This window comes from Aeromonas sp. YN13HZO-058, from assembly GCF_001921245.1.
Classification (GTDB): domain Bacteria; phylum Pseudomonadota; class Gammaproteobacteria; order Enterobacterales; family Aeromonadaceae; genus Aeromonas; species Aeromonas allosaccharophila.
Map to the genome: position 1 here is coordinate 101,673 of NZ_MQSY01000069.1, position 17,500 is coordinate 119,172.

Consider the following 17,500-nt stretch of genomic DNA (forward strand, 5'->3'; position numbering starts at 1 on the left):
GCTTCTAATAACGACACGGGGCATCCAGCGGTGCCCCGATCTGTACCCGCAATCAAAGGAAAGAGAGATGCAAAAGGATATCGACACCCTGTTCAGCCATCTGTGGGACAACTACATCAAGGTGACCCCGAGCGCCCTCAAGGTGCACACCCTGCTGGGTGGCGGCGAGCCCATCGTCAACGATCACGTGGCGTTTCGTACCTACAACCTGCCCAAGCTGGGGCTGGAGAAGCTGGCCGCCCACTTTCTGGCGCTCGGTTACGAGCACAAGGGCGAGTACGTCTTCAAGGCCAAGAAGCTCTACGCCAAGCACTTCGAACATCAGGATCCGGACGCTCCCAAGGTGTTTATCAGCGAGCTGAAGGTCGAAGAGCTCTCCCCGGCTGCCCAGGCCATCATCCACAAGCTGGCGGATCAGGTGCCCGATCATCTGACCGATACCCCGGCATTTCTCTACACCGGTGCCCCCTGGCAGGTCTCCTATGCCGATTATCAGACTCTGCTGGCGGAGAGCGAGTATGCGGCCTGGATGGCGGCATGGGGCTATCGTGCCAACCACTTCACGGTCAATATCAACAAGCTGAAGGATTTCGACACCATCCATCAGGTCAATGCGGCGCTGAAGGCGGCGGGGTTCGTCCTCAACAGCGTGGGTGGCGAGGTGAAGGGAGACCCGCAGGTGATGCTGGAGCAATCCTCCACCATGGCAGACAAAGCCGAGGTGCCGTTCAGTGATGGGGTGCGTACCATCCCGAGCTGCTTCTACGAGTTTGCCCTGCGCTACCCGCAGCCAGATGGCGTGCTCTATCCGGGCTTTGTCGAGGCCTCGGCCGACAAGATCTTCGAATCGACGAATGCCATGTAACGGGAACCACCCTGTTTCAGTCGCAACGCCTCCTCGCCGGAGGCGTTTTGTTTGGCGCCGAGTGAGGGTGGCGGGTGTTGCCTGACACCTCAGTGAAAGGGATTTGTACGGCGCCTAACTGATAAAGATTTGTTGATAAAAATGTGAACGAGATCACCTGACGCGCCACAGATTGACGCAGGCGGTGGAGCAAAAAGGAGTAGAATGACGCTTTATTTTTGCGGGGTCAATCGATGCCTAACTATCACTTTTTCAAGCAGGGTCAGGCGCTTACCTATCTAGATGCCAATGCGCCCAGCTATAGCGATGAGCGTCGTCAACTGGTCGAACAGGGATTTGCCGCCATCGCCGCCCCCACCTTTGCAGATACCCCGGCCCAAGCCCTTGAGCTGCTGCGCACTCATCAGGCACTACAGGACGAGGCACAGGCCAACGCCCTTTGCCTGACGGTGGCCGCTATTCCGGCGGCGATCGCCGCGCTGACCGGGCACTGAACATTGCCAGCGCCATGCCTGCGTAGGTAAAAAATGGTGCCATGGTCATGGCACCCTCTTATCGGTTTGCCTGTTTGCCCTGAGCGGTTTACCGCTGGTGCAGGTCACCTTCAATGACCAGCACGGTATCCATTCCTGCCGCCTTGCCTGCCTCAAGCCCGATGCGGGTATCTTCAAACACCAGACAGTTCGCCGGATTGGCGCCGAGCAGTTCTGCCACCCGCAAAAAGGTGTCGGGGTGCGGTTTGTGGTTGGTGACATCATCGGCACTCACCACCACCGAGATATAGGCATCGAGCCCGGTGCTCTTCAGGATGGAGTCCGCCTGACTGCGCGGTGAGCCGGTGCCAATCCCCATCTTCACCTTGCCGTGATAGTGCCTGACCAGCTCCCACATCTTGGGAAAGACGCTGACCTTGTCGATATGTTCCATATAGAGGGCAATCTTGCGGCGGGTAAAGGCCTCGACATCCACCGTCAGCCCCTGCTGCTCGGCCAGCATGGCGATGATCTTGCGGGTGGGAATGCCACCGTATTGATAGAGCTGCTCCCGCTCGAAGGGGATGCCGAACTCGGCACAGGTGAGTTCCCAAGCATCCAGATGAAGGGGCATGGAATCCACCAGGGTGCCATCCATATCGAAAATCAGGGCATCGTAGTGATCAAACCGGTACTGCTCGTTCATGGGGACTCCTCGGACTGAATTCGGACTAAATAGTGCAGGCTAACAGAACCGGTCGGCACTTTGTGGGATCAGCCTCATGGTTGGGCTGATTGTGGCCGCCGTTTTTTCTATCTCTTGCTGATTTGTGAGACAATAATCCGTTCATTGCCGGATACTTTGGCATATCAGATCAGCGAGTCCGCTTATGACCTCGAAAATATCCCCCAAAACTATTTTCTCTAGCGTGGCGCTGGTGATCGCGCTCGGTTCACTGGAAAAGAGCATAGTCACCACCCCGCTGCCTATGATTGGCGCCGAGTTGCACGCCGGTGCCGCCCTCACCTGGGTGGTGACCGCCTATCTGCTGGCGGCCACCGCCGTGCTGCCCCTCTACGGCAAGCTGAGCGATCTCTTTGGCCGGGTGCGGATGCTCAATATCGGTATCGGCCTGTTTCTGGCGGGCTCGGTGGCCTGTGCTCTCTCTCAGGATCTGCCGACCCTGCTGGCAGCACGGGTGCTGCAAGGGCTGGGGGGCGGAGGTCTGATTGCCCTCGCGTTTACCGTGATTGCCGATACTATTCCGCCGCGGGAGGTGGGCAAGTATCAGGGCTACATTTCGGCGGTCTATGCGGTCTCCAGCATCGCTGGCCCCTTGCTCGGCGGTTATTTCACCGAGCAGCTCAGCTGGCGCTGGATCTTCTGGATCAATCTGCCGCTCGGGGCGCTGGCGGTCTTTCTCATCAACCGCAACCTCAAGCAGCTCAACGTACGTCGCCACAGTCGCTTCGACTGGAAGGGGGCGGGTCTGCTGATTACCGTCACCACGCTCACCCTGTTGCTGCTCTCGCCGGAGGCGGCGCTGCCTGCCGTCTGGCTTTCGGCGGCGCTGGGCGTTGCACTGCTGCTGCTCGTTCTGATTGAGCGGCGTGCCCACGACCCCATATTGCCTGCCCATCTGGCCCGGCTGCCCGGCTATCTGGTGAGCGTGCTGCTGGTGATGCTATCCCAGTTGCTGATGTTTGCCGTGCTGGTCTATCTGCCGTTGCAGATGCAGTGGCAGAAGGGGTTGAGCGCCAGCGAGAGCGGGATGAGCATGGTGATCTTCATGATCTGCATTACCGCCGGCGCCTTTGTCGGCGGCAAGCTGATTGGCCGTACCGGTCACTACAAGAGCTTTGTTGCGGTGGGGTTTGCGCTGGCGGCGGTGGCGCTGTGGCAGATCCACTTCGATGCCTGGGTCAAGCTGGCGCTCGGGTTTGCCGGTATTGGTCTGGGTCTGGTGCTGCCCGCCCTCTCGGTGGTGGTGCAAAATGCCCTGCCACGGGAAGATCGCGGCATCGGCATGTCGCTGTTCAACTTTGGGCGGGAGCTCGGCGGTGCCGTTGGCGTGGCCATCTGCTCCATGCTGTTTCATTTCCGCCTGCCAGCCGGCAGCGATGGCGATCTGAGCCGACTTGCCCCCGATCTGCTGGCCCCGGGCTTCAGCGCGACCTATATCGGCATGGCATTGATCGCCACGCTGGCGCTGCTCATCACCCTGCTGGCGTTGAAGCGTCATGAGCTGGCCTCCATCAGCGCCTGATTTGACCTGCGCCGACATTGGCTCGCCATAGCTAGCATCAGGGCTCCCCACGGGGAGCCCTGATTGTTATTTGGCGAATAGCGTGGCTGTTGCCATCAAGCCATGCGCGAGTTACTCCTGCGCCGGACTCTCCTTGCCCGCCAGCTGGCTCAGCCAGGCGAAGCGGCGATTCGCCTCCTGTTCGGCCTCTTCATAGAGTTTGCAGGCTACCTCCGGCAGCTGGCGTTCCAGCCGCTGGAAGCGGGGCTCATGGCGCAAGGTCTCGGCCAGCGAGGCATTGGGGGCTCGCGAGTCGAGCGCCAGCGGCAGTTTGCCCTCGTCAGCGCGGCGCGGGTCGAAGCGGTAGAGGGGCCAGAAGCCGGTGGCGGTCAGCTGTTTCATCTGCTCATGGCTCTCGGCCATGTCGTAGCCATGCTCCTCGCAGGGGCTGTAGGCGATGATGAGCGAGGGCCCCGGATAGGCTTCCGCCTCCTGAATCGCTTTTACCGTCTGGTTCATCTGGGCGCCGAGGGAGATCTGCGCCACATAGACGTGGCCATACATCATCACGCTGGCCCCGAGATCCTTACGTGCCTTGCGTTTGCCCTGCTCGCCAAACTTGGTAATGGCACCAAGCGGGGTTGCCTTCGACTGCTGGCCGCCGGTGTTGGAGTAGCACTGGGTGTCGAGCACCAGCACATTGATGTTCTCCCCCAGACTCAGCACATGGTCGAGCCCGCCAAAGCCGATATCGTAGGCCCAGCCATCGCCGCCGATGAGCCAGACCGATTTTTCCACCAGATAGTCTGCATCGCGAGCCAGTTCTTGGGCTGCCGGGGTCTGGCTCTCCTGCAGCAGCGTTCGCAACTGCTGGATATGGGCCCGCTGTTCGGAAACTGGCTGGTTGGCATCGCCGAGCGCCTCGCGCAGCGCTGCCGGTATGGTGTCGCCCAAGCTCGCCAGCAGACGGCGCACCCGCTCCCTGTGCTGATCGACGGTAAGACGGAAGCCAAGTCCGAACTCGGCGTTGTCTTCGAACAGAGAGTTGGCCCATGCCGGCCCGCGCCCGTCGGCGTTGGTGGTGTAGGGGGTGGTAGGTAGGTTGCCGCCATAAATGGACGAGCAGCCGGTGGCGTTGGCAATCAGCAGCCGGTCGCCATAGAGCTGGGTCAGCAGCTTGATGTAGGGGGTCTCGCCACAGCCGGAGCAGGCGCCCGAGTATTCAAACAGCGGCGAGATGAGCTGGGAGGTGCGGATGTCGATGCGCTCCAGCTGCTCGGCGCTGCGCTCTGGCAGGTCGAGGAAGAAATCGTAGTTGGCCTTCTGCTCGTCGAGGTGATCGAGGCGTGAAGCCATATTGATCGCCTTGCGATCCGGGTTGCTGCGATCCTTGGCCGGGCACACCTCGACGCAGAGATTGCAGCCGGTGCAATCCTCCGGCGCCACCTGCAGCACATACTGCTGGCCGCGCATGTCACGGGATTTCACATCCAGCGCATCCAGGGTAGCGGGAGCAGCGGCCAGTGCATCGGGTTCTACCACCTTGGCGCGAATGGCCGAGTGGGGACAGGCGGCGACGCAGTAGTTGCATTGGGTACAGAGCTCCGCCTCCCAGATGGGGATCTCCTTGGCGATGTTGCGCTTCTCCCAGCGGGTGGTACCGACCGGCCAGGTGCCATCCGGCGGGAAGGCGGAAACCGGCAGGCTGTCACCCAGTCCCGCCAGCATGGCGGCGGTGACGGTCTGGACAAAGTCGGGGGCCTTGGCCGAAACCACCGGCGGACGGGGGCGGCTGGCGGGATCCAGCTCACCCAGCGGCACCCGGGTCAGGGCGGCGCAGGTTGCCTCCAGTGCCATCCAGTTGCGCTCGACCAGTGTCTGCCCCTTGCTGCCATAGCTGGTGGCGATGGCCTGCTTCAGCAGGCTGGTCGCCTCTGCGGGGGGAATGATGGCGCTGAGCTGGAAGAAGGCCATCTGCATCACGGTATTGATGCGGTTGCCGAGCTGGCAGTCGCGGGCAATTTTGGCGGCGTTGATGATGTAGAAGCGCGCCTCTTTCTCGCGCAGGGCGTGCTGTACCTCGCTGGGTAGCCGTTGCCAGATCTCCGCTTCGCTGTAGGGGGTGTTGAGCAGGAAGATGCCGCCCGCTTTCAAGCGCTCCGCCATCCGGTACTTGTCGACAAACTGCCACTGATGGCAGCCGATAAAGTCGGCCTCTTCCACCAGATAGGCCGATTGCTGCGGCCGCTCGCCCACCCGCAGGTGAGAGACGGTGAGGCCGCCCGCCTTCTTGGAGTCGTAGACGAAATAGCCCTGCGGATAGAGGTCGGTGTGGTTGCCGAGGATCTTGATGCTGTTCTTGGCCGCCGAGACGGTGCCATCGCTGCCAAGGCCGTAGAAGAGCGCCTCCAGCTTGTGTTGATGGCTGTGAATGAGGCTGTGCGAATCCAGCGCTGCCAGCGGCAGCGAGAGACCTGTGATGTCATCGAAGATGCCGACGGTAAAGCGCGGGCGCGGGTTCTCCTGTGCCAGTTCGGCAAACACCGCCAGCGCGCAGGCGGGGCCGAACTCTTTGGAGGAGAGGCCGTAGCGGCCGCCGATAACCCGCGGCAGGCTTGCCCGCTCGCCCCGGCTGACCGCTTCGGCCAGCGCTGTCATCACGTCGAGATAGAGGGGCTCGGCCTGTGCGCCCGGCTCCTTGGTGCGATCCAGTACGGCGATGGAGCGGGCACTCTCGGGAATCGCGGCCAACAGGTGTCCGGCCGAGAAGGGACGGAACAGCCGCACCTTCACCAGCCCCACCTTCTCCCCTTGGGCAAGCAGGCGTTCGATGACTTCTTCACAGGTGCCGATGGCCGAGCCCATCAGCACCACAATCCGCTCCGCCTGCGGGTGGCCGACATATTCAAACGGTCGGTAGTGGCGGCCGGTCTGCTCGCCAAAAGCCTGCATCGCCTCGCTCACATGGCCATAGGCGGCGTCATACCAGGGGTTGCTCGCCTCCCGGCACTGGAAGTAGGTGTCCGGGTTGGCGGCGGTGCCGCGAATGACCGGTTTGTCGGGGGTGAGCGCCCGGTCACGATGGGCGCGGATGGCATCTGCGGGCAGCAGGGCGCGCAGGGTGTCGTCAGCGAGCGGCGCTATCTTGGCGATCTCGTGAGAGGTACGAAAGCCGTCGAAGAAGTGGATAAAGGGGAGGCGGCTGTTGAGGCTCGCTATCTGGGAGATCAGGGCGAAATCCTGCGCCTCCTGCACATTGCTGGCACAGAGCATGGCGCAGCCGGTCTGGCGCACCGCCATCACGTCCGAGTGATCGCCAAAGATCGATAGCGCATGGGTCGCCACGGTGCGCGCCGCCACATGCAGTACAAAGGGGATGAGCTGACCCGCCAGCTTGTAGAGGTTGGGGATCATCAGCAGCAACCCCTGCGACGAGGTAAACGAGGTCGCCAGCGCGCCGGTCTGCAGGGCGCCGTGGACGGCGGCGATGGCGCCCCCTTCCGACTGCATCTCGACAACCCGGGGGATATCCCCCCAGAGGTTCTTGCCTCGCTCGCTCGACCAGGCCGACGACTGCTCAGCCATGGCCGAGCTGGGGGTGATGGGGTAGATGGCGATGACTTCGCTGGTGCGGTACGCCACCGAGGCGACTGCGTTATTCCCGTCTGTGGTGATCATCTGTTTTCCACTTTGCTATGCCAGTTTGAAGGCCGATAGTTGCATCGGCAATGGATAGGTCGCAGGCATAGTAAGAGGGGCAATGAGAGCGTATCAAACGGGATAAATAATCAATTAATAAGTCAGTAATAGTGGTTAATTTAATCCCGTTGCGTGGGAGCGTGATTTTCTGCTGGTAGCCAACGTGGGGCGATTGACGGGCTATTGCTATGGCCCGTCAACACTGGGTTAACCCTGCTCCACTTGCAGCCAGATGGCGCACTGATAAGGGGCGAAGAGCTGCAGCGGTTCGCCTGGGTAATTGGCCAGCAGCAACCGCATCTCGTCTGCCACCTTGTCGAAGTGGGGCATCTGCAAGGGGTTCGCCGTGAGATTGGCGAGCAGCAGCAGGGTGTGCCGCTCTCCGCTTGCCGGATCCTGCCAGTGGCGGCGATAGCTGATGCGCTCGGGATCATCCCCATCCAGCAGTTCGAAATTGCCGTGACGAACGACAGGGTGAGCCTTGCGCAGGGCGATAAGCTGGCGATAGCAGTGAAACGGGGAGTCGGGGCGGGCCAGCTGCTCGTCAGCATTTATCTCGACATGGTTGGCATTGAGGGCAATCCAGGGCGTGGTGGCGCTGAAACCGGCGTGGGGGCCGGCCTCCCACTGCATCGGGGTGCGGGCGTTATCGCGGCCGATGGCATCGAGCCGCCGACTCAGCTCGGCAGGATCCAGCCCTGACTGGCTGGCGCGGTAGTTGATCGCCTCCACGTCGCGCAGCTCGTCCGGCTGCCAGTGGCGGTTGGTCATGGCCAGCTCCTCCCCCTGATAGATAAAAGGGGTGCCCTGCATCATGTGCAGCACCATGGCCCACAGCTTGGCACTGGTTTCACGCCACTCGGGTCTGTCATCGCCAAAGCGGGAGACGGCGCGGGGCAGGTCGTGGTTGCCGAGAAACAGGCTGTTCCAGCCACGCCCGTGTAGCCCTTGCTGGTGGCGGGCCATGGCCCGTTTGAAGGCGAGAGGATCGAAGCGGGAGGTCCACTTGTCGTGACCCAGCCCCAGATGTTCGAAGTTGAACACCATGCTGAACTCGCTGCCATCCGTGCTGGAGTAGCGCTGCATATGGGCGAGATCGGCCCCCCAGGTCTCCCCCACCGTGATGATCCCCTTGCCGCCGAAGCTCGCAGCATTGAGCTCGCGGATATAGTCGTGCAGGCGGGGGCCATTGCTCATGGCAAGTCGGTCCCACTCCTTGCTCACCATATCGATCACATCGAAGCGAAACCCCTTGATCCCTTTGCCCAGCCAGAAGTTGATCACCGCCGCCATCTCGGCCCGCACCGCCGGGTTGTCCCAGTCCAGATCGGCCTGACTCGCATCGAAGTTGTGCAGGTAGTAGCGATCAAGCGCTGGCACATATTCCCAGCCGCTACCGCCAAAAATCGAGGTGATAGGGTGAGCGTCAACGAAGGCCTGGTCGCGAAACACGTAATAGTCCTGATAGTGAGGATCCCCCGCCAGCGCCTGCACAAACCACTCATGCTCGGTGGAGGTATGGTTGGCGACGATATCCATCATAAGGCCGATACCACGGGCGGCGGCCTCGCTGATCAGCTGTTCCATCTCGGCCAGAGTGCCAAAGGCGGGGTCGATGGCGCGGTAGTCCGCCACGTCGTAGCCGTTGTCCCGCTTGGGGGAGCGATAGATGGGGGTGAGCCACAGCATATCGACACCCAGCTGTGCCAGATAGTCGAGGCGCTGGCGGATGCCGTTGATATCGCCCATGCCGTCGCCATCGCTGTCCTGAAAACTCATGGGGTAGATCTGGTAGATGACGCAGCTATCGAGGTTGATGGCGGGCGTGTGGCGGGGTTGCGGGTTCATCAGCGTGGCCGGTTGGGGGAAGAGATTTTCTATCTTACGCAGATGAACGGGCACTCAACAGGGCAGGGGAAGCCTTGAAAAGGGTTCCATTATTGGCTGATTACCGAAAATGAGGGGAGGGTCACAAAGGCGCCATCCCGAGTCACGGACGTGGTCGGGATGGCGGTTTACTCATCTACACTGTGGCATGAGCCGTTATCGGGTGGCCCCTGCCTGCTCGGCGTTTGGCTCTTGCTGGCGCTCTGACTTCTCTTGTTGGCGTTCCGCCTGCGCCTCCAGCTCCTTGCCGAGGAAGTAGTTCAGGAAGGTGCGGATCACCGCGATGATGGCAAGGCGGATCAGCTCCTCCTTGCTCGGCGCGACTGTGGTGGCCAGGATGTCGGCGGCGAGCTGGAACTCCAGCGCCAAGATGAGCCAACTGCCGAAACAGAGGCGAATGCGCGGAAAGCCGGGCTGGTGATCCCGCACCCGCGCCGCCAGCCAGAGGGTCTTGCCAAGCCCTATCACCACACAGGCGATGGAGATGATCTCCAGCAGCAGCTGGAACAGCTCGACCCCGTGCATCATGCCCTCTCGCAGGCTCGCTATCTCAAACACTCGGGTCACCTCCCTGATTCAAAAGAGCACACTATTAACATATTGCTCGGCAAAGGCCAAATCATAGGTGCCTGATAAGCATCGCGATCTGCTCAATAAGCTGGCGCGCCGCTGGGCTCACACCTGCCAGTTGGAAGAAGCCGTGTATAACACCCAGTTGCCGCTGACAGGTAGCCGTGACACCGGCTTGCAGCAGTTTGCGATAGAGGGCTTCCCCCTCGTCGCGTAGCGGATCATATTCCGCCGTCACAATATGGGTCGGCGGTAATCCTGACAGGGCGGGATGGTGGAGCGGGCTGGCTTCGGGGTGAGTGGTGGGCTGCTCACCCAGATAGGCGTGAAAACCGCTTAGCAGCATGTCGCGGGTGATGAGGTAGTCCTCACCGAGCTGCTGATAGCTGTCACTTTCGCCCCGTGCATCGAGCATTGGATAGATGAGCAGCTGGGCCGCTGGCAAGGGGGAGCCTTGCTCCTTGAGTCGCAAGGTGGTGATGAGGGCGAGGTGGCCGCCGGCACTGTCGCCAGCAAGGACAATCCGTGCTGGATCGCCATGCCATTTCTCCACATCTGCCATGATGGCCTGCGTGGCTGCCTGTGCGTCATCGTGGGCGGCAGGATAGGTGTGTTCAGGCGCAAGGCGAGTATGTACCGCAAACACCAGTGCCTCGGCGCGATTGCACAGCATCCGCATCTGGCGGTCGTGGGTGTCGAACTCACCGCTGACAAAACAGCCGCCATGAAAGTAGATCAGGGCCGGACGGCTTGCACTTGAGGTGGACGCTGGTTGATAGAGGCGAACGGAATAGTGGCCACGTTGCCACTCTTCGACAGCGCCAACCTCTTCCCGTTCACCACCCAATACGGCAGAGGCAAGATAGCCTTCACGCCGCTCCTGCCAGCTCAGGCTGCTCGCCTTGGGGCGGCCTGCTGCAATGAAATCCGCCACCATGGCCGCAATGGCCGGTTCAAGTTGTGTTTCCATAACGCACCAATGACTGTATATAAAAACAGTTATTTTGCGCTTTTAGCCAGAGAGCGCAACCGGCGTTAGCTGAGGCAGCTCACAAAATCAGGCTTCAATCAGCTGGAATTCAATCACATAGAGCGGCGGCAGATCGGGGTAGATATCGCGGATCACATCTTTCAGCTCGGGGAGGGTCATGTTCTCCTGACGGGCATGCTCGTCATTCAGTTCATCGAAGGCGACTGCGTTGATGGAGAGCACCTCGATGGTGCCAAAGGGCTGGTGCTCCGGGTTGGTAAACAGCGCCAGCCGCTGGCCGGGCTGCCAGTTGGCCTCGCTCTCGTCGCGGATGGTGATGGTCTTGCGGCCCGCCTGAATATCGGCGACGAAGCGGCTGAAGAAGGTGAATTCGGGATAGGAATGGGCTGACATGGTGACTCCTGACAGGGTGAATCGAAATTGGGTGAATGGAAATCAAAGGTCGAGATAGGCGCGCAGCCTGGCCAGATCGGCGATGGCGGGGCCCTCGGCCCCTTCGCAGACAATCCCCTGCTCGATCAGCTCCTTGAGGGCGCGGCGGTAGACCCGCTCGGTGGTGCCAAAGCGTGCCGCCTCGTGGGCCCGCTTGCGTGACCCCAGCATCGGGGTGCGCTGGCGCTCGCGCCACAGCTCATAGGCGATGTTGTAGGCGATGGGGTGGAGCAGGCGGCTGGTGGTGATCTCCAGGGTATCGAGATAGTCGCTGGCAAGCGCGGCGGCAAAGAACAGGGTCAGCTCGGGTTCGGCCAGCAGTCGCTGGGCCAGCTTGTGGGCACAGATGACCCGGGCATCGAGCTCGGTCTCGGCCACCACGTTCCACTGCACCGGGGTGGCGCTGAAGAACTCCATCTCGCCGAAAATCTGGCTATGGCAGGCTATTTCGCCGAGCTGGAAGCTGCGGCCCGAGTGCACCGTGCTGTTGAGGGAGACCCGGCCACGTTCGACCAGATAGAGCTGCTCGCTCTGCTCCCCCTGGCGCATGATCAATTCGCCCGGCAGGTAGCGGCGCAGAAACAGGGTGCAAGCCTCGAGCGCCGCGGCAAAGCGGGGTTCAAGCTGCTGGAGTTCGGCGTGAAAGCGGCCGAGGGGGTAGGGCTGTTGCTGCATGACTTGCCTGTCGCACCGGATGACGAGGGCCATGAGGCTAGCAAGAGTGCGGGCCGGATACCAGCCCGCACGGTAGCGGATGTGCCGCAGTTAACGGTTTGTGGTTTATTGCGCCAGCGCGTGGAGGGCGGCCGCGATGGCTTGCTGCTCACCGGTCATCATCGCCTGTTCGGCGCTGGCGTAATCCGCCACCCCTTGCTGCACATCCTGCTCGAACAGCACCACGTTGCAGAGCACGGCGGCGACCCGCACCTTGCGCAGGCGCCCCACGGTCAGCAGGGTGGCGGTCTCCATATCGGCACCGAGCACGCCACGGGCATGCCAGTAGCGGCACACCTCCTGCTCGTCATCCCGATAGAAGCTGTCGTGGGAACGCACCAGCCCATGCCAGTAAGGCTGACTGCCGGTCGCCACATGGTTGAGCAGCGCCGCTTGCAGCCAGATATCGGCGCAGGCGGGATACTCGGCAGGCAGATAGGCCTGTGAGGCCCCCTCATTGCGTACCGCCCCTTCCACCACGATAAGGTCGCCGAGCCCGATGTCGTGTTGCAGTGCACCAGCGGAGCCGACCCGGATCAGCGAGCGGGCGCCTGCTTGCACCAGCTCCTCCAGCGCGATGATGGCGGACGCGCCACCGATGCCGGTGCTGCAGACCGTGATGGGCAGCCCCTGATAGCGGCCGTTGATGAGGCGAAACTCCCGGTTTTGCCCCAGCACCTCACACTCTTCAAGCTGGCTGGCGATGCGATCGACCCGGGCCGGGTCGCCGCACAGCACCACCCGCTCGGCAATCTGGTCGGGGCGGCACTGGAGATGGGGTAATAACGTCATGGCTTACAGACCTTGTGGTTGGCGCTTGGCGGCAATCACCCAGAGGCGGGTGCCGTTGGCGGCGATAAACAGCAGGATCAGGTACTCCAGCGACATGGCATAGACGCCCTGCGCAGCATAGACACCGATGCTGATGATGTTGATGACGACCCAGAGGATCCAGTTTTCCACGTATTTGCGGGTCATCAGGATCTGGGCGACCACCGAGAGCACCGTCATGCTGGCATCCCAGAACGGGAAGGCATCGGGGGAGGGCTCGGGGGTGGCCAGGTTGGCACCAAACAGGTTGAGCAGGGAGACCGAGGTGCGCGCCAGGGTGGCGAAGACCGGGTCGATATAGCGGGTCAGCAGGGCGATGGCCAGCACGCTCACGGCGGCGGTCACCATCAGTTTGGATTTGCTGAGCCAGCGGATCTGCAGGGTATCCCCCTGATCGTTGGCCGGGCGGGTCCAGGCGTACCAGCCGTAGACGTTGGCGCAGAAGAAGAACAGCTGCAGCATCAACAGTCCGTAGAGCTGGATCTGGAAGAAGATGATGGCAAACAGGCTGACGTTGATCAGGCCAAACAGGTAGTTGATGGTCTTCTCCTGACTGGCGAACCAGATGCAGGCCAGCCCGAACAGGGTGCCGATGGCTTCAATCCATGACATGGCATAGCCGCCACCCAGCGGGATGGTCACCAGGGTGTTATTGATGCTGAACAGCTCGAATATGCTCATTTTCTGATCCTTAGGCATGAGGGTAAGTATGCGAGGGCGCCATTCTAAGGGGTGAGGGGGAGGAGGGGCAGGACTTTTGTCCGCCCCGGGCTTGGCCCATATCAAAGAAATCGCCGCTGGTGCCCGGTTATTCCAGCACTGATGGGTTATGGTGTCCCCGCTGGCCGGACTTTATTGATATGTAACAAGATGATAGCGCCATGGCTGTGGTCTGATAGAGTCCACTCTCCGGGAGGAGAATTACGTGATAAAAGGAGGTTGCATTGAATTCCGAGCTTGTCTGGGTGCTCTGTCTGCTGGCTGGTGCCATCTATCTCTTCATGACCAACAAGGTGCGCATGGACGTGGTGGCCCTGGGTGTGGTCATCCTGTTTGTGCTGAGCGGCACACTCACCCTGCCGGAGGCGTTGGCGGGCTTTAGCGATCCCAACGTCATTCTGATTGCCGCCCTGTTCGTGGTGGGTGAGGGGTTGGTGCGCACCGGCATCGCCTATCAGGTGGGGGATGCGCTGGTGAAGGTGGCGGGCAGCAGCGAGACCAAACTGCTGGTGCTGCTGATGGTGGCGGTGGCGAGTCTGGGAGCGGTGATGAGCAGCACCGGGGTGGTGGCCATCTTTATCCCGGTGGTGTTGAGCGTGGCGAACCGGATGGGCATCCCCGCCGGTCGTCTGATGATGCCCCTCGGCTTTGCCGGGCTTATCAGCGGCATGATGACGCTGGTGGCCACGCCCCCCAACATGGTGGTCAACAGCGAGCTGATGCGCCACGGCATTCACGGCTTCGGCTTCTTCGATTTCACCCCCATGGGCGTGCTGATCCTGGGGCTGGGCATTCTCTACATGCTGCTGGTGCGCGGCTCTTTGGTGGGCGAGGGGGAAGAGGGCAAAGGCAAGCCGACCGGGCGCCGCACCCTGCGTGACCTGATACGTGATTACCGGCTGGCCGGTCGGGCCCGCCGTCTGGCGCTACGGCCGGACTCCCCGCTGATTGGCCATACCCTGGATGAGCTGCAACTGCGTGCCCGCTATGGTGCCCACGTCATCGGGGTGGAGCGTTGGCGCAAGTTCCGCCGGGTGATGGTGCCGGTGTCGGGGATCAGTGAATTTCAGGCCAAGGATGTACTGCTGATCGACATGTCCGATCCCGAAGTGGATGTGCGGGCGTTTTGCAGCGAGGCACGGCTCGAACCCATGATCCTGCGCGGGGAGTACTTCTCCGATCAGGCGCGGGAGGTGGGGATGGCCGAGGTGTCGCTGATCCCCGAGTCCAAGCTGTTGGGCAAAAGCGTGCGGGAGGTGACCTTCCGCTCCAGCTATGGGCTGAGCGTGGTGGGGCTGCGTCGCGACGGCGAGGCGCTGGCAGGCAAGCTGGTGGACGAGCCGCTGCAGATGGGGGACACCCTGCTGGTAGTGGGCAACTGGAGCCATATCCGGCTGCTGCAGACCCACAGCCGCGACTTTCTACTGATGGGCTTGCCTGCCGAGGTGGACGAGATGGCTCCCGCCCGCAGTCAGGCCATTCATGCCCTCTTCTGTCTCGGGGTGATGATCCTGCTGATGGTGACCGATCCAGTGCCCAACGTGATTGCCGCGCTGATCGCCTGTCTGCTGATGGGCAAGTTTCGCTGCATCGACATGGAGAGTGCCTACAAGTCGATCCACTGGCCGACTCTGATCCTGATTGTCGGTATGCTGCCCTTTGCGCTGGCGCTGCAAAAAACCGGCGGAGTGGACCTTATCGTCGGTGGCCTGATGAATGCAGTGGGGGAGATGGGGCCGCGCGTGATGCTGGCCAGTCTGTTTGCGCTCTGCGCGGTGATCGGGCTCTTTATCTCCAATACCGCCACCGCGGTACTGATGGCGCCCATTGCGCTGGGCACGGCGCAGCAGATGGGGGTATCGCCCTATCCGTTCGCCATGACCATTGCCATCGCCGCCTCAGCCGCCTTTATGACGCCGGTCTCGTCACCGGTGAATACTCTGGTGCTGGGGCCGGGCAACTACAAATTCGCCGACTTTATCCGCATCGGGGTGCCCTTTACCCTGTTGGTGATGGCGGTGAGCGTGGTGGCTATTCCCTGGTTCTTCCCGTTCTGATAACCGGGATGATGAATGTGTGTACCAGCGGCCTGTGGGCCGCTTTTTTGTGGCCGGGAGACGAGAGTGGCAAGGCGTGATCGGGATCAGTGAAGGGGGGTGAGAACGTGAATTAACGTGGAGATGGATTGATAGAGGAGTGAGAGAAAAAACTGGGGAGAGACAAATTTCAGATACAAAAAAACCAGCGTGAGCTGGTCTGTTTGGTACTGCTATTAATGGTGCGGAAGGAGAGACTCGAACTCTCACGCCTAGGGCGCCAGAACCTAAATCTGGTGCGTCTACCAATTTCGCCACTTCCGCAATATTAATGGTGGCTATGACGGGATTCGAACCTGTGACCCCCGCATTATGAGTGCGATGCTCTAACCAACTGAGCTACATAGCCGTTTGTTATCGACCACAAACGTGGAAGAGAACAGAAAAATGGCTGGGGTACTAGGATTCGAACCTAGGGATGGCGAGATCAAAACCCGCTGCCTTACCGCTTGGCGATACCCCAACAGTGCTCTTCAACAATCACGAGACTGGCAAAGAACTTCAAAAATGGCTGGGGTACTAGGATTCGAACCTAGGGATGGCGAGATCAAAACCCGCTGCCTTACCGCTTGGCGATACCCCAACAGTGCTCTTCAACAATCACGAGACTGGCAAAGAACTTCAAAAATGGCTGGGGTACTAGGATTCGAACCTAGGGATGGCGAGATCAAAACCCGCTGCCTTACCGCTTGGCGATACCCCAACAGTGCTCTTCAACAATCACGAGACTGGCAAAGAACTTCAAAAATGGCTGGGGTACTAGGATTCGAACCTAGGGATGGCGAGATCAAAACCCGCTGCCTTACCGCTTGGCGATACCCCAACAGTGCTCTTCAACAATCACGAGACTGGCAAAGAACTTCAAAAATGGCTGGGGTACTAGGATTCGAACCTAGGGATGGCGAGATCAAAACCCGCTGCCTTACCGCTTGGCGATACCCCAACAGTGCTCTTCAACAATCACGAGACTGGCAAAGAACTTCAAAAATGGCTGGGGTACTAGGATTCGAACCTAGGGATGGCGAGATCAAAACCCGCTGCCTTACCGCTTGGCGATACCCCAACAGTGCTCTTCAACAATCACGAGACTGGCAAAGAACTTCAAAAATGGCTGGGGTACTAGGATTCGAACCTAGGGATGGCGAGATCAAAACCCGCTGCCTTACCGCTTGGCGATACCCCAACAGTGCTCTTCAACAATCACGAGACTGGCAAAGAACTTCAAAAATGGCTGGGGTACTAGGATTCGAACCTAGGGATGGCGAGATCAAAACCCGCTGCCTTACCGCTTGGCGATACCCCAACAGAATTAATGGTGGCTATGACGGGATTCGAACCTGTGACCCCCGCATTATGAGTGCGATGCTCTAACCAACTGAGCTACATAGCCGTCTTGTGTTCAACCTGAGTCAAATACAAGTAAAAATGGCTGGGGTACTAGGATTCGAACCTAGGGATGGCGAGATCAAAACCCGCTGCCTTACCGCTTGGCGATACCCCAACAGCGCTCCTCAACAGTCATGAGACTGGCAAAGAACTTTTAAAAATGGCTGGGGTACTAGGATTCGAACCTAGGGATGGCGAGATCAAAACCCGCTGCCTTACCGCTTGGCGATACCCCAACAGCGCTCCTCAACAGTCATGAGACTGGCAAAGAACTTTTAAAAATGGCTGGGGTACTAGGATTCGAACCTAGGGATGGCGAGATCAAAACCCGCTGCCTTACCGCTTGGCGATACCCCAACTAGAGATGGTGGCTATGACGGGATTCGAACCTGTGACCCCCGCATTATGAGTGCGATGCTCTAACCAACTGAGCTACATAGCCAACCTTGCTTCCGATGAGTCGTTGCCTCGTCACCGTGCGGGCCGAATTATGCGTATCTGGCTCTGGGGCGTCAACCCTTTTTTTGCCAGAAAAACGCAATTTGAGTGCGTTTGACCAGTTATTGGCCTCTGTTGCGCAAAAGCCCAAC

General features: G+C 60.4%; 13 protein-coding genes and 15 tRNA genes. 4 read left to right on the forward strand and 24 right to left on the reverse strand.

Annotation, left to right across the window (positions count from 1 at the left end; translation table 11 throughout):
* Positions 1–67: 67 nt before the first annotated feature.
* A complete protein-coding gene (locus BSP75_RS18585; protein WP_075114186.1) occupies positions 68–865 on the forward strand; it encodes a DUF1338 domain-containing protein in 798 nt (265 codons plus the stop codon).
* 233 nt (positions 866–1,098) lie between these two features.
* On the forward strand, positions 1,099–1,359 hold the full coding sequence (locus BSP75_RS18590; RefSeq protein WP_042063871.1) for a hypothetical protein: 261 nt from the start codon (positions 1,099–1,101) through the stop codon (positions 1,357–1,359).
* Between the two features lie 88 nt (positions 1,360–1,447).
* Here the strand turns inward: BSP75_RS18590 and BSP75_RS18595 are convergent, their stop codons facing one another.
* A complete protein-coding gene (locus BSP75_RS18595; RefSeq protein ID WP_075114187.1) occupies positions 1,448–2,044 on the reverse strand; it encodes a beta-phosphoglucomutase family hydrolase in 597 nt (198 codons plus the stop codon).
* Positions 2,045–2,228: 184 nt separating this feature from the next.
* Between BSP75_RS18595 and BSP75_RS18600 the strand changes: the two genes are divergently transcribed.
* Positions 2,229–3,605, forward strand: a complete 1,377-nt coding sequence (locus BSP75_RS18600) for an MDR family MFS transporter (protein WP_171971606.1) — start codon at positions 2,229–2,231, stop codon at positions 3,603–3,605.
* 111 nt (positions 3,606–3,716) lie between these two features.
* Here BSP75_RS18600 and nifJ read toward each other — a convergent pair whose 3' ends face one another.
* The 8 genes from nifJ to pnuC all read right to left on the reverse strand — a co-directional run bounded on the left by nifJ (position 3,717) and on the right by pnuC (position 13,389).
* A complete protein-coding gene (nifJ, locus tag BSP75_RS18605) occupies positions 3,717–7,262 on the reverse strand; it encodes a pyruvate:ferredoxin (flavodoxin) oxidoreductase (RefSeq protein WP_075114188.1) in 3,546 nt (1,181 codons plus the stop codon).
* Between the two features lie 228 nt (positions 7,263–7,490).
* Positions 7,491–9,131, reverse strand: coding sequence for an alpha-glucosidase (locus BSP75_RS18610; protein ID WP_075114189.1), 1,641 nt, complete (start codon positions 9,129–9,131; stop codon positions 7,491–7,493).
* Between the two features lie 195 nt (positions 9,132–9,326).
* Positions 9,327–9,728, reverse strand: coding sequence for a DUF1622 domain-containing protein (locus BSP75_RS18615; RefSeq protein ID WP_075114190.1), 402 nt, complete (start codon positions 9,726–9,728; stop codon positions 9,327–9,329).
* Between the two features lie 61 nt (positions 9,729–9,789).
* Positions 9,790–10,710: an alpha/beta hydrolase gene (locus tag BSP75_RS18620; protein WP_075114191.1), complete on the reverse strand. Its 921-nt coding sequence runs from the start codon at positions 10,708–10,710 to the stop codon at positions 9,790–9,792.
* 87 nt (positions 10,711–10,797) lie between these two features.
* Positions 10,798–11,124: a N(4)-acetylcytidine aminohydrolase gene (gene yqfB, locus BSP75_RS18625; protein WP_075114192.1), complete on the reverse strand. Its 327-nt coding sequence runs from the start codon at positions 11,122–11,124 to the stop codon at positions 10,798–10,800.
* Positions 11,125–11,166: 42 nt separating this feature from the next.
* Positions 11,167–11,838, reverse strand: a complete 672-nt coding sequence (locus BSP75_RS18630) for a Crp/Fnr family transcriptional regulator (protein WP_058054281.1) — start codon at positions 11,836–11,838, stop codon at positions 11,167–11,169.
* 105 nt (positions 11,839–11,943) lie between these two features.
* On the reverse strand, positions 11,944–12,669 hold the full coding sequence (locus BSP75_RS18635; RefSeq protein WP_075114193.1) for a nucleoside phosphorylase: 726 nt from the start codon (positions 12,667–12,669) through the stop codon (positions 11,944–11,946).
* Between the two features lie 3 nt (positions 12,670–12,672).
* Positions 12,673–13,389, reverse strand: coding sequence for a nicotinamide riboside transporter PnuC (gene pnuC, locus BSP75_RS18640; RefSeq protein WP_042656944.1), 717 nt, complete (start codon positions 13,387–13,389; stop codon positions 12,673–12,675).
* A 263-nt stretch (positions 13,390–13,652) separates the two neighbouring features.
* Here pnuC and BSP75_RS18645 point away from each other — a divergent pair, with 263 nt between their 5' ends.
* Positions 13,653–15,485, forward strand: coding sequence for an SLC13 family permease (locus BSP75_RS18645; RefSeq protein ID WP_075114194.1), 1,833 nt, complete (start codon positions 13,653–13,655; stop codon positions 15,483–15,485).
* A gap of 219 nt (positions 15,486–15,704) precedes the next feature.
* Here the strand turns inward: BSP75_RS18645 and BSP75_RS18650 are convergent.
* The 15 genes from BSP75_RS18650 to BSP75_RS18720 form a co-directional block, all read right to left on the reverse strand.
* Positions 15,705–15,788, reverse strand: a tRNA-Leu gene (locus BSP75_RS18650).
* 8 nt (positions 15,789–15,796) lie between these two features.
* Positions 15,797–15,873 (reverse strand) — tRNA-Met (locus tag BSP75_RS18655).
* 39 nt (positions 15,874–15,912) lie between these two features.
* Positions 15,913–15,987 (reverse strand) — tRNA-Gln (locus tag BSP75_RS18660).
* Positions 15,988–16,032: 45 nt separating this feature from the next.
* A tRNA-Gln gene (locus BSP75_RS18665) sits at positions 16,033–16,107 on the reverse strand.
* A gap of 45 nt (positions 16,108–16,152) precedes the next feature.
* A tRNA-Gln gene (locus BSP75_RS18670) sits at positions 16,153–16,227 on the reverse strand.
* Between the two features lie 45 nt (positions 16,228–16,272).
* Positions 16,273–16,347: transfer RNA gene (locus BSP75_RS18675), tRNA-Gln, on the reverse strand.
* 45 nt (positions 16,348–16,392) lie between these two features.
* Positions 16,393–16,467, reverse strand: a tRNA-Gln gene (locus BSP75_RS18680).
* 45 nt (positions 16,468–16,512) lie between these two features.
* A tRNA-Gln gene (locus BSP75_RS18685) sits at positions 16,513–16,587 on the reverse strand.
* Between the two features lie 45 nt (positions 16,588–16,632).
* A tRNA-Gln gene (locus BSP75_RS18690) sits at positions 16,633–16,707 on the reverse strand.
* A 45-nt stretch (positions 16,708–16,752) separates the two neighbouring features.
* A tRNA-Gln gene (locus tag BSP75_RS18695) sits at positions 16,753–16,827 on the reverse strand.
* Between the two features lie 10 nt (positions 16,828–16,837).
* Positions 16,838–16,914 (reverse strand) — tRNA-Met (locus BSP75_RS18700).
* Positions 16,915–16,950: 36 nt separating this feature from the next.
* Positions 16,951–17,025, reverse strand: a tRNA-Gln gene (locus BSP75_RS18705).
* A 46-nt stretch (positions 17,026–17,071) separates the two neighbouring features.
* Positions 17,072–17,146: transfer RNA gene (locus tag BSP75_RS18710), tRNA-Gln, on the reverse strand.
* A 46-nt stretch (positions 17,147–17,192) separates the two neighbouring features.
* Positions 17,193–17,267, reverse strand: a tRNA-Gln gene (locus BSP75_RS18715).
* A gap of 8 nt (positions 17,268–17,275) precedes the next feature.
* A tRNA-Met gene (locus BSP75_RS18720) sits at positions 17,276–17,352 on the reverse strand.
* Positions 17,353–17,500 lie beyond the last annotated feature (148 nt).

What these genes read in the sequence shown, in the direction of transcription:
- BSP75_RS18585 (WP_075114186.1), top strand. Translation starts at nt 68, where the DNA reads ATGCAAAAGGATATCGACACCCTGTTCAGCCATCTGTGGGACAACTAC.
- BSP75_RS18590 (WP_042063871.1), top strand. Translation starts at nt 1,099, where the DNA reads ATGCCTAACTATCACTTTTTCAAGCAGGGTCAGGCGCTTACCTATCTA.
- BSP75_RS18595 (WP_075114187.1), bottom strand. Translation starts at nt 2,044, where the DNA reads ATGAACGAGCAGTACCGGTTTGATCACTACGATGCCCTGATTTTCGAT.
- BSP75_RS18600 (WP_171971606.1), top strand. Translation starts at nt 2,229, where the DNA reads ATGACCTCGAAAATATCCCCCAAAACTATTTTCTCTAGCGTGGCGCTG.
- nifJ (WP_075114188.1), bottom strand. Translation starts at nt 7,262, where the DNA reads ATGATCACCACAGACGGGAATAACGCAGTCGCCTCGGTGGCGTACCGC.
- BSP75_RS18610 (WP_075114189.1), bottom strand. Translation starts at nt 9,131, where the DNA reads ATGAACCCGCAACCCCGCCACACGCCCGCCATCAACCTCGATAGCTGC.
- BSP75_RS18620 (WP_075114191.1), bottom strand. Translation starts at nt 10,710, where the DNA reads ATGGAAACACAACTTGAACCGGCCATTGCGGCCATGGTGGCGGATTTC.
- yqfB (WP_075114192.1), bottom strand. Translation starts at nt 11,124, where the DNA reads ATGTCAGCCCATTCCTATCCCGAATTCACCTTCTTCAGCCGCTTCGTC.
- BSP75_RS18630 (WP_058054281.1), bottom strand. Translation starts at nt 11,838, where the DNA reads ATGCAGCAACAGCCCTACCCCCTCGGCCGCTTTCACGCCGAACTCCAG.
- BSP75_RS18635 (WP_075114193.1), bottom strand. Translation starts at nt 12,669, where the DNA reads ATGACGTTATTACCCCATCTCCAGTGCCGCCCCGACCAGATTGCCGAG.
- pnuC (WP_042656944.1), bottom strand. Translation starts at nt 13,389, where the DNA reads ATGAGCATATTCGAGCTGTTCAGCATCAATAACACCCTGGTGACCATC.